This window comes from Devosia epidermidihirudinis (assembly GCF_000971295.1).
Classification (GTDB): Bacteria; Pseudomonadota; Alphaproteobacteria; order Rhizobiales; family Devosiaceae; genus Devosia; species Devosia epidermidihirudinis.
Genome location: NZ_LANJ01000046.1, coordinates 210,355 through 221,064, shown reverse-complemented (window position 1 = coordinate 221,064; position 10,710 = coordinate 210,355). Strand labels below are relative to the sequence as shown.

The 10,710-nt window shown below is 63.4% G+C and carries 9 protein-coding genes; 3 read left to right on the top strand and 6 right to left on the bottom strand.

Annotated features, from left to right (window positions below):
* Both WH87_RS17715 and WH87_RS17710 read right to left on the bottom strand, forming a co-directional pair.
* Nucleotides 1-369 (bottom strand): nucleoside deaminase (locus WH87_RS17715; RefSeq protein WP_046173287.1); only part of this gene is annotated, 369 nt, incomplete at its 3' end.
* Between the two features lie 32 nt (nucleotides 370-401).
* On the bottom strand, nucleotides 402-1,292 hold the full coding sequence (locus WH87_RS17710) for a LysR family transcriptional regulator (RefSeq protein WP_046138845.1): 891 nt from the start codon (nucleotides 1,290-1,292) through the stop codon (nucleotides 402-404).
* A gap of 105 nt (nucleotides 1,293-1,397) precedes the next feature.
* Between WH87_RS17710 and WH87_RS17705 the strand changes: the two genes are divergently transcribed.
* The 3 genes from WH87_RS17705 (at nucleotide 1,398) to WH87_RS17695 (ending at nucleotide 5,994) form a co-directional block, all read left to right on the top strand.
* Entirely contained in the window at nucleotides 1,398-2,528 is a 1,131-nt protein-coding gene (locus tag WH87_RS17705) for a TDT family transporter (protein WP_046139681.1), read from the top strand.
* Nucleotides 2,529-2,603: 75 nt separating this feature from the next.
* The gene (gene mutL / locus WH87_RS17700; RefSeq protein WP_046138846.1) at nucleotides 2,604-4,451 is read left to right on the top strand and encodes a DNA mismatch repair endonuclease MutL; all 1,848 of its coding nucleotides are present in this window, start codon (nucleotides 2,604-2,606) and stop codon (nucleotides 4,449-4,451) included.
* A gap of 1 nt (nucleotide 4,452) precedes the next feature.
* Nucleotides 4,453-5,994 carry a VOC family protein gene (locus tag WH87_RS17695; RefSeq protein ID WP_046138847.1) on the top strand — a complete coding sequence of 514 codons (1,542 nt, stop codon included), beginning with the start codon at nucleotides 4,453-4,455 and terminating at the stop codon, nucleotides 5,992-5,994.
* Nucleotides 5,995-6,000: 6 nt separating this feature from the next.
* On the opposite strand, the gene WH87_RS17690 is transcribed toward WH87_RS17695, so the two are convergent.
* The 4 genes from WH87_RS17690 to zwf form a co-directional block, all read right to left on the bottom strand.
* Nucleotides 6,001-6,417 (bottom strand): hypothetical protein, encoded by a 417-nt coding sequence (locus tag WH87_RS17690; RefSeq protein WP_156458282.1) that lies wholly within the window; start codon nucleotides 6,415-6,417, stop codon nucleotides 6,001-6,003.
* Nucleotides 6,418-6,452: 35 nt separating this feature from the next.
* Nucleotides 6,453-8,267: a phosphogluconate dehydratase gene (gene edd, locus WH87_RS17685; RefSeq protein WP_046138849.1), complete on the bottom strand. Its 1,815-nt coding sequence runs from the start codon at nucleotides 8,265-8,267 to the stop codon at nucleotides 6,453-6,455.
* 64 nt (nucleotides 8,268-8,331) lie between these two features.
* Nucleotides 8,332-9,027, bottom strand: coding sequence for a 6-phosphogluconolactonase (gene pgl, locus WH87_RS17680; protein WP_046138850.1), 696 nt, complete (start codon nucleotides 9,025-9,027; stop codon nucleotides 8,332-8,334).
* Nucleotides 9,028-9,221: 194 nt separating this feature from the next.
* Nucleotides 9,222-10,703: a glucose-6-phosphate dehydrogenase gene (gene zwf / locus WH87_RS17675; RefSeq protein WP_046138851.1), complete on the bottom strand. Its 1,482-nt coding sequence runs from the start codon at nucleotides 10,701-10,703 to the stop codon at nucleotides 9,222-9,224.
* Between the last annotated feature and the right edge of the window lie 7 nt (nucleotides 10,704-10,710).

Here is a 10,710-nt window from a genome sequence, read left to right as displayed (position 1 = left end):
ACGACACGTTGGCTGCATGAACAGCCGCACCCCATTCTCCACCGCACCGGCCTTGGTGTCCTCAGCCGCGAAATACACCCGCCGCAGCCGCACATGGGCAATCGCCCCGGCACACATGGCGCAGGGCTCGAGCGTCACATAGAGATCGCAGCCATCCAGCCGCCCGGTGCCGCGCTTGGCCAGCGCTGCGCGAATGGCCAGCATTTCGGCATGGGCCGTCGGATCGTTCAGCGCCTTCATGCGGTTGCGCTCGGCTGATAGCACCACATCGCCTTCCATCACCACGGCGGCAACCGGCGCTTCGCCATGGGCCGCAGCCTCCTCGGCAAGCGCAAGAGCATGGTCCATCGGTGAGCGGTACTGGTTCATGCCAATCCTCTAGCCTTTCGGGATGCCCCCGCTCAAGCCTTGTTGATGCCAGCGGCAATAGCGAGAAAGCTCTCGGCCGCCCGCGTGCGATAGCGCTCTTTGTGTCGCAACAGATAGAACGAGCGCTTCACCGGCGGCGCATTCACCACCGCCAACAGGCCCGCCGCGATATGGGGCCGCGCCACATCGCGCGATACCAGCGTCGCGCCAAACCCGGCCTCCAGCACGCCCAGCAGCGCCTCATTGCCCGGCAACACCAGCGCGATATTCACCGCGCCCGCAACAATCCCCGCCTTGGCGATCATCCCGTCAAATGCCGCCCGTGTGCCCGAGCCAAGCTCGCGCAGCACCCATTCGGCCTCGGTGAAATTCGCGGGGCCCACAGGTCGACCATCCGCCCAGGGATGGCTTTGCCCCACCACGACAACCATTTCATCCTCGTCCAGCAGCTCCGTGCTCAGCGCCGGGCGATCCACCCACCACTCGACCAGCCCCAGTTCCGCCCGACCGCTTTCAACGCCGTCAGCCACCCGGTCGGTATTGATGAAATCCATGTCGATGGCGATTTGCGGATAGGCCCGCCGATAGGCCACCAGCCTCTGCGGCAGCCAATAGCTGGCGACGGTCTGGCTCGCCATGATCGACAACTGCCCCCGCCGCAGGCTCGACAGATCATCGAGCGCCCCCTCTGCGGCCTTGGCCCGGTCCAGCACAGCCCTGGCCTCGTCGAGAAACACCTGCCCCGCTTCGTTGAGCACAATCGAGCGCCCCACCCGGTCGAACAGCGTCACCTTGTGGCGGCTTTCCAGCGCCGAGATGGCTGAACTCACGGCCGATTGCGTCATGTTCAGCGTTTCGGCGGCCCGGGTGATGTGCTGACGCTCAGCCACCGCCACAAAGATCCGCAACTGCTCAAGGGTCATCGCAGCCCTCCAGAGAAATCATTCTATTTTTTCGAACGATATCACAAAAACCTTTCATTGGATCGTTTGATTGCAGCGCCCTATAGGCTCTCGCAGGAGCCTTTCATGACCATCGATTTTCCCGCCCTGCGCCCGCTTACCAGCCTTTCCAGTCCGCGCGATCTGGTGCGCCTGTTCACGCCGAACTGGTTTGCCGTCAGCATGGGCACCGGCATTGTCGCGGTGGCGCTGGGCCAGTTCCCGCAGGTGCCGCTGCTGTTCAAAACAGGCATGGGCATCTGGGTCTTCACCATGGTGCTGTTTGCCCTGTCGGTGGTGATGTACGGCGCGCGCTGGGTGATTTTCTTTGAGGGCGCCAAGCGCATTCTCAGCCATTCCAGCATGTCGATGTTTCTCGGCTGCATTCCCATGGCGCTGGCCACGGTGGGCAATGGCATGGTGATCTACGGCGTCCCCGCTCTGGGTGATGTGGCCATCGACATTGCCTTTGGCATGTGGTGGTTCGATGCGAGCCTGGCCTTTGCCTGCGGTATTGGCGTGCCCTTCTTCATGTTCACGCGCCAGCATCATACCCATGACCAGATGACCGCCATCTGGCTGCTGCCTGTGGTCGCCTGCGGCGTTGCCGCCAGCAGTGGCGCATTGCTGCTGCCCGATCTGGCGGCCGACACCCATCTTGCCGTGCTGTTCGTCTGCTTTGCGCTCTGGGCCTGCTCGGTGCCGCTGGCCATGGGGCTCATCGTCATGCTGGTGGTGCGGATGATCGTCCACAAACTGCCCCATGTCAGCATGGCAGCGTCAAGCTGGCTGGCCCTGGGCCCGATTGCCAGCGGTGCGCTCGGCCTGCTCCTGCTGTCGCAATCGGCCCCGGCCGTTCTGGCGGCCAATGGCCTTGCCCCCTTTGCCGATGCCCTCGGCGGCGCAAGCCTTCTGGCGGGCATTCTGCTCTGGGGTTTTGGCTTCTGGTGGCTGTTTCTCGCCACGCTCATCACCATTCGCTATTTCACCGAGCCGGTGCCGTTCAATCTGGGCTGGTGGGCCTATACGTTCCCACTCGGCGTCTATGCCGTGGCGACGCTCAAGCTGGCTCACATCATCCCGCTCTCGCCCATCGCCTGGTTCGGCGCAGTGCTGGTGGTGGCGCTGATTATCGCCTGGCTCATCGTAGCCCTGCGGACCGTATCAGGCGGGTGGCGGGGCGACCTGTTCAACTCGCCCTGCATCGCCGACGACTGATCGGGTGAAAACGGCGTAACCGGGTCGGAATGGCGTCCCCTATGCCCTATATTCCGGGGCCTAGGAGAATCGACCTTGCCCATTCGCCAGCTTCCCGAAGTGCTCATCAATCGCATAGCTGCTGGCGAGGTGGTGGAGCGGCCTGCCAGCGTGGTCAAGGAGCTGGTCGAGAACGCCATCGACGCGGGCGCCTCGCGCATCACCGTCACCACGGCAGCGGGCGGCAAGGGCCTGATCCGCATCGAAGATGATGGGCATGGCATGGACCAGCCCGACCTCGTGCTGTCGGTCGAGCGTCACGCCACCTCCAAGCTCAGCGAAGATGATCTCGATGACATCCGCACCCTGGGTTTTCGCGGTGAAGCGCTCGCCTCCATCGGCTCTGTTGCCGAGCTGTCGATTTCCTCGCGCACGGTTGATGCCGATAGCGGCCTGCGTATCGATGTGCGCAATGGCGTCCGCTCCGGGCCCGTCCCGCTGGCGATGAACCGCGGCACGATCGTCGAGGTCAAAAACCTCTTCGCCAATGTTCCCGCCCGCCTCAAATTCCTCAAGACCGACCGCGCCGAGGCCGGGGCCATCACCGACGCCATCAAGCGCTTGGCCATGGCCAATCCATCCGTGCATTTTGTGCTCACGGGCACAGACCGCTCCATATCCAACTGGCCCGCTGTCAGCGGTCCGGGCGCGCTTGAGGCGCGGTTGGCGCAGGTGATGGGCGATGATTTCGCGCAGAACGCCGTGCGTCTCGCCACGGCCCGCCATGGCGTTGTGGTAGCCGGTCTGGCGGGCCTGCCCACCTTCACCCGCGCCAATTCGCTCAGCCAATTCTACTTCGTCAATGGCCGCTCGGTGCGCGACAAGGTGCTGGTCGGGGCCGTCCGCGCCGCCTATGCCGATTATACCTTCCGCGACCGTTTCCCTGTCGTCGCGCTCTATATCGCCATCGACCCCGGTGAAGTCGACGTCAACGTCCACCCCGCCAAGGCCGAGCTGCGCTTCCGCGATGCCGGGGCCGTGCGCAGCGCGGTCATCCGCGCCGTAGGCGAGGCATTGGCCGCTGCCGGGTTCAAGGCCTCCACCAGCGTCGCCGACGACATTCTGGGCGCCTTCACCTCCCCGTCCTACGAGGCGGCTCCGCCTGCCCCCGCGCTTAATGCGCCGCGCTATGAGAGCCTGCCCTTTGCCGGTTACGACCGCCCCATGGGCTATGGCAGCGCCAATCCCTATTCGCCGTCCTATGGCTCGGACCTCGCCAACCAGTCGGCGCTCGACGGCCTCAACGAACCCAGCGCCCGTGTCGAGCGCTATGTCGAGCCCGCACCTGCTGAACTGGCCGAGTTTCCCCTCGGCACGGCCCGCGCGCAGATGTTCGACAATTTCATCATCGCCCAGAATGGCGAGGGCCTGTTGCTGGTCGATCAACACGCCGCCCACGAGCGGCTGGTCTATGAGCGGTTCAAGGCCCAGCTGGCCTCCGGTCCCGTCGCCAGTCAGGCGCAGCTGATCCCGTTGGTCATCGAGCTGCCCGAGGAAGATTGCGCGCGCCTCGAAGACGCTGCGCCCGATCTCGAACGTTTCGGGCTCTACCTCGAGCGCTTCGGCCCCCGCGCCATCGCCGTGCGCGAAACCCCTGCCCTGCTCGGCAATTCCGATATCGATGGCCTTGTCCGCGACGTCGCCGATGGCCTTGCAGAATGGGACACGTCCACCGCCGTCGCCGACCGCATGGACGAGATCATCGCCCGCATGGCCTGCCACGGCTCAGTCCGGTCCGGTCGCCGTCTGCGAGTCGACGAGATGAATGCCCTCCTCCGCGACATGGAGGCCACGCCCCATTCCGGCCAATGCATCCACGGCCGCCCGACCTATGTCGAACTGAAGAAAAAAGACATCGAACGCCTGTTTGGCCGGAGCCGATAACATGACCAGCGGTATTCATCACGTCACCCTGATTACCGCCGAGGTTCAGGCCAATGTTGATTTCTATGTCGGCTTTCTCGGCCTGCGACTGGTCAAGCGCACGGGCGGCTATGAAGATGCGCGTCAGCTCCATCTGTTCTATGGCGACTATGCCGCCACGCCCGGCTCGCTCATTACCTTTCTGGTCTGGCAGGGCGGCTCGGCTGGGCAGCCCGGGGCCGGACAGGTGAGCGAACTAGCCCTCGCTATCGCCCCCGCCTCCATCGGCTATTGGGTCGAACGCGCCCTGCGCCATCAGGTCAAGGTTGAGGGCACCGGCCAGGAGTTTGGTGAGACGGTCCTTCGCCTGCGCGATCCCGACGGGGTGGCCATCAAACTGGTGGGCGTCGACCTCCCCGCGCTCGAGATGCCGCAAAACGACATCGAACCCGAGCACCAGATCCGGCGCATCAGGGGCGTCACCCTGCTCTCGGACGTGCAGGAAGAAACCGTTGGCTTCCTCACCACCCATTTCGGCTTCCGCGCCGGCAAGACCGAAGGCACCACGCAGCGCCTGATCTCGGACATGGGCGACAGCCTCGACATTCGCGATGCCGCCGGCTTCTGGCCCGGCGCACCGGGCGCCGGCACCGCCGACCATGTCGCCGTGCGCGCCTTTGACGCCGAGGAGGTCCACGCCGTCGAACATGTGCTGCGCCAGCGCAATTCCAGCCCCACCAATCTGCACGACCGAAATTACTTCACCTCGCTCTATGTGCGCGAACCGGGTGGCACGCTGATCGAAATGGCCAGCGATGGGCCGGGCTTCACCTTGGATGAGCCGCTTGAAACCTTGGGGACCGACCTGTTCGTGCCGCCCGATGCGCCCGAGCCCGAGGACATCAAGGCCATGCTGCCCCAGTTCGGCCTGCCGGGGCTGGAGCGCGTCGTTTATCGCGACCTCATCTACGATCACCGCTTCTTCACGCCAGACGCGCACAATGGCACGACCATTGTGCTGTTTCACGGCACAGGCGGCGACGAAACCGATCTGTTGCCCCTTGCCCACCGCGCGGCGCCTCACGCAACCCTGCTCGGCCTGCGCGGTCGCAGTATCGAGGACGGCACCCGCCGCTGGTTCCGTGGCTTTGGTCCCATGCTGTTCGACCAAAAGGACGTGCGCTTCGAGGCCGGTGCGCTCGATGCCTTCGTGGCAGAGGCACGATCCGCCTATGGGCTCGATCCCAGCAAGTTGATCGGCCTCGGCTATTCTAACGGCGCCAATTTCCTCGCCGCATCCATGCTGTTGCAGCCTGACCTCGCGATCCGCAAAGCGGTGCTGCTGCGGCCAGTGCCGGTGCTGGACGAAGACGTCGCTGCCGATCTCGTTGGCGTCGATGTGCTGATTGTCATTGGCGAAACCGACGTCTACCGCGCCAAGGGCGAGGCACTCGCCAAGCTGCTGACCGCAGCGGGCGCAAATGTCGCCCTAAAAGCGGTTTCTGGCGGCCACGTCCTGACACCGCAGGACGCCAGCATCATTGCCGATTGGCTGGCGAACTAGAAAGTCTCAAAGGCAGGCGCCGCCTTGACTCAGGGTTGCCGAGGTCAGCAGATCATTCTCGTCGTATCCAACAAGAACGAACAGTTCGCTGCCGCACACTATGCTGCGGCCACCCGCCCAGAGATGAAACTTCTCGACGCTCTCGGCACCGGGCGGCATCGTCGTGTAAGAGGTATTCCAAGCGTCCAAGCCAGCGCCTAGAAGTTCTGCGCCAACCTGCACCTTAGACTCCCCACCGCTGAACAGACCTGGGATCAGGTTGACCTCGTTGTTCCGGCCAACCACCTCCCGATACTGATACAAGTGCCGAGTGGTGGCGTTGAACAGCAAGTTCAACGCGAAGTAGTGGTAGGCAACGTAAGACGCGAAGAAACCGACGGCGATCAAGCACGCAATGCCGACACCGCGGCCGATGCCCTTCATGCTGATTGGAGCGCCGAAGGTTTGCTTTCGCTGCACTACTGAAACACGCTCGCGCCGCGATCGGCCACACCCACTAGGCTCCGGAACCCGGCGAAGAGTTCGCGGCCCATGCCGAAGTGCTGGCTGCGGAGGTCTTCGGTGGCCGGGGTGCGCGAGAAAAACTCCTTCTCGTCGCCGAGGAAGGTCAGCGTGCCTTCATTGGCGTCGAGGCGGATCATGTCTCCGTCGCGGATCTTGGAGATCGGGCCGCCGTCGACGGCTTCCGGCGTCATGTGGATGGCGGCGGGCACCTTGCCCGATGCACCCGACATGCGGCCATCGGTCAGCAGCGCCACCTTGAAGCCGCGATCCTGCAGAATGCCCAGCGATGGGGTCAACTTGTGCAGCTCTGGCATGCCGAGGGCCTTGGGGCCGGAGAAGCGCACCACGGCGATCATGTCGCCATTGAGCTCGCCTGCCTTGAACGCGGCCTGCAGGCCTTCCTGGCCGTGGAACACGCGGGCTGGAGCCTCGATCACACGATGCTCGGGCTTGACCGCCGAGACCTTGATCACCGAACGGCCAAGATTGCCCGTCAGCAACTTGAGGCCGCCCGTTGGCGAGAAGGCCGTGGCCACCTTGGTCAGCACCTTTGGCAGCGCCGATTCCTTGGGCGACTGCTCGAAAGTCAGCTTGTCTTCGATCAGCTTGGCTTCGACGGTATAGCCCGACAGGCCATTGCCCCAGACGGTCTTGACGTCTTCGTGCAGGTGCCCGCTTTCCAGCAGTTCCTGAATGAGGAAGCCCATGCCGCCCGCAGCGTGGAAGTGGTTCACGTCGGCAACGCCGTTCGGGTAAACGCGCGCCAGCAGCGGCGTTGCGTCCGAGAGGTCGCTCATATCGTCCCAGGTCACCTGCAGGCCCGCAGCCGCCGCAATGGCGATCAGGTGCATGGTGTGGTTGGTCGAGCCGCCCGTGGCGTGCAGGCCCACCAGCCCGTTGACGATGGCCTTCTCATCGATGATGTGGCCGACCGGGGTGTAGTTGTTGCCCTGCGCGCTCAGCGACAGCGCGCGGATGGTGGCTTCCTTGGTCAACGCATCGCGCAGCGGGGTGCCCGGATTGACAAAGCTCGCGCCCGGCAGGTGCAGGCCCATGATTTCCATGAGCATCTGGTTGGAGTTTGCCGTGCCATAGAAGGTACAGGTGCCGGCCGAGTGATAGGACTTGCTCTCGGCCTCGAGCAGTTCGGCGCGGCCGACCTTGCCCTCCATATAGAGCTGGCGGACCTTGCTCTTTTCGTCGTTCGGAATGCCCGATGGCATGGGACCGGCGGGCACGAACACGGCTGGCAGGTGACCAAAGGTCAGCGCGCCGATCAACAGGCCGGGGACGATCTTGTCGCAAATGCCGAGATAGACAGCGGCATCGAACATGTTGTGGCTGAGCGAGATCGCCGTCGCCATGGCGATCACGTCGCGGCTGAACAGGCTGAGGTCCATGCCGGGCTGGCCCTGGGTCACGCCATCGCACATCGCGGGCACGCCGCCGGCCACCTGGGCGGTCGCGCCGATGGAGCGGGCCGCTTCCTTGATGATGTCGGGATAGAATTGATAGGGCTGATGGGCACTCAGCATGTCGTTATAGCTGTTGATGATGCCCAGGTTCAGTACCTTGTCGCCCGCAAGAGCCGCCTTTTCAGACGGGGTGCAGGCGGCAAAGGCATGCGCAAGGTTGCCGCAGGAGAGCACGGCGCGATTAACGCCGGCTTCGCGCGCAGCCTCAACGCGGTTGAGATAGTCCCGGCGCGTATCGTGGCTGCGGGCCGCGATACGATCGGTGACATCCTGGATGGCCTGACGGACAGACATTGGCGAGCTCCTTTTTATGGAGCCCTTCGTGGCCAGAGCGGTCGATTGGGGATCGCTAAGGGGACTATGGGCACCAGTAGACAGTTACAGTGTGGTCGGAGCGCAGCACAGCGCGGATGGGCATGTCCTCAGTTGGACCATCGCCCAGCGCCTTATCGAGCACTTCGGCCTTTTCCTCGCCTTCGATATGCAGGTAGAGCCCATCCGTGCGGAGGAGACGCGGAAGGGTAAATGTGATGCGCGGTTCGCCCGCGCCCGGTGCGTGAATGGCCAGAGTTGGCCCTTCAGTATGCAGCGCAGCGTCCAGTGTATCGCCGCCGGGGAAGAACGAGGCCGTGTGCCCGTCATTGCCCATGCCCAGCACCACCGCTGCGAACTGCTCTGGCAGATCGGCGAGCAGGGCATTGGTGCGGCCGACAGCGTCGGCATCCGGCTCATCGCCGCCCGAATAGAGCGGGAAGAACCGCGCCGTTGCAGCAGGACCCTGCAACATGCGTTCGTTGACCAGAAGCGCATTGGAGCGATCGCTGGTCTCATCGACCCAGCGCTCGTCCACCAGCGTTACGATGACCTTGGACCAATCGATATCCTTGGTCTTGCCCAGCGCCTGGAAGAAGCGCGATGGGGTCGATCCGCCGCTCACCGCAATTGCCGCCATGCCACGCTCGGTAATCGCCGCCCGGATACGGTCGGCAACGGCTTCGGCCAGTTCGGCAGCCAAAGTCGGCTTGTCGGCAAAAGTGCGGCGATCGATCGTCATAGGTGTCGTCCTTATCTTGGCAGAGGCGGCGGCGTGAACCGCGCCTCCACTCTATCGTCCCCTCGCCCCGCAGGGGAGTGGGTCAGGGGTGCGATCTTGACGCATCACACCACCCGTCAGCATTACACGCCCACACGTCGCTATCGCGACAACCTCGGCCAAACGGACAAGGTCAGGCAGCGAGCCCTGAAGCCTTAGATATCGTCCTCATACCAGGTGCGACCGTCGCGCTCGATCAGGGCGATCGCGCCGCTTGGGCCCCAGGTCCCCGCCACATAAGATTGTGGTGGCTCGCTAGAGCGATCCCATGCTTCGCGGATCGGGTCCACCCATGTCCAGGCTTCTTCCAATTCGTCGCGGCGCATGAACAGCGTCTGGCTGCCACGGATCACGTCGAGCAACAGGCGCTCATAGGCTTCTGGCGTCCGCTCGCTAAACGTCTGGGCAAAGGAGAGGTTCAACGGCACTTCGCGCAGGCGCATGCCACCGGGACCTGGATCCTTGATCATCATCATCAGCTTGACGCCTTCGTCGGGCTGCAGGCGGATGATCAGCTTGTTGGCCTTTGGCGCGCCCTCGGCATGGTCGAACATGGAGTGCGGGATTGGCTTGAACTGGATGCAGATTTCCGAAACGCGGTTGGCCATGCGCTTGCCGGTGCGGAAGTAGAACGGCACACCAGCCCAGCGCCAGTTTTCAACTTCGGCCTTCAAGGCCACAAAAGTCTCAGTGCGGCTGCCCTTCTTGTCTTCGGGCAACTCGTCCTGATACCCGGCCACAGCCGTGGTTTCCGACTTAACGCCCTTATACTGGCCACGCACGGTGTTCTTGGCCACATCGCCGTTGACGATGGGCTTGAGCGCGCGCAGCACTTTGAGCTTTTCGTCGCGCAGCGCATTGGCGTCGTCCGATGCTGGTGGCTCCATGGCCACAAGGCACAGCAGCTGCAGCATATGGTTCTGGATCATGTCGCGCAGGGCGCCAGATTCATCGTAATAGCCGCGTGTACCAGCGCCAACGCTCTCGGCCACGGTCAGCTGCACGTGGTCGATATGGGCCGAGTTCCAGATGGGCTCGAACAGCGTGTTGGCAAAGCGCAGCGCCAGCAGGTTCTGCACCGTCTCTTTGCCGAGATAGTGATCGATGCGATAGACCTGATCTTCCTTGAAGATCTTGGCCACGCCGTCATTGATTTCCATCGAGGACAGCAGATCGTGGCCCAATGGCTTTTCGATCACGACGCGGGCGTCGCGGCGATAATACTTCTTTTTGGCGAGGTATTCGGCGATGGGCTCGAACAGGTCGGGCGCCACGGCCAGATAGAAGGCGCGCACAACCTTGGGGTCTTCGCGCAGCTTCTTGCCGAGATCGCCAGCCTCTTCAGGCTTGCTGACGTCGACAGCCACATAGCTGAAAATCTTGACGAAGCGGTCGATGACCTTCTCGTCCTGATAATCCTTTTCCACGAACTGGATGACCGCATCACGAGCGGCGGCCTGGAAATCGGCGTCGCTCAGCTTGGAGCGGGACACACCGATAATGCGGCACTCATCATCGAACTGACCATCGAGGAAACGATGGTAAAGCGCAGGGATCAGCTTGCGTTTGGTCAGGTCGCCCGTGGCGCCGAACACCACGTAGTCGAAAGTCGGGACGGGAATGATACGGCTGGACACGGGGCAA

What these genes read in the sequence shown, in the direction of transcription:
- WH87_RS17690 (WP_156458282.1), bottom strand. Translation starts at nt 6,417, where the DNA reads ATGAAGGGCATCGGCCGCGGTGTCGGCATTGCGTGCTTGATCGCCGTC.
- WH87_RS17710 (WP_046138845.1), bottom strand. Translation starts at nt 1,292, where the DNA reads ATGACCCTTGAGCAGTTGCGGATCTTTGTGGCGGTGGCTGAGCGTCAG.
- edd (WP_046138849.1), bottom strand. Translation starts at nt 8,267, where the DNA reads ATGTCTGTCCGTCAGGCCATCCAGGATGTCACCGATCGTATCGCGGCC.
- WH87_RS17705 (WP_046139681.1), top strand. Translation starts at nt 1,398, where the DNA reads ATGACCATCGATTTTCCCGCCCTGCGCCCGCTTACCAGCCTTTCCAGT.
- WH87_RS17695 (WP_046138847.1), top strand. Translation starts at nt 4,453, where the DNA reads ATGACCAGCGGTATTCATCACGTCACCCTGATTACCGCCGAGGTTCAG.
- pgl (WP_046138850.1), bottom strand. Translation starts at nt 9,027, where the DNA reads ATGACGATCGATCGCCGCACTTTTGCCGACAAGCCGACTTTGGCTGCC.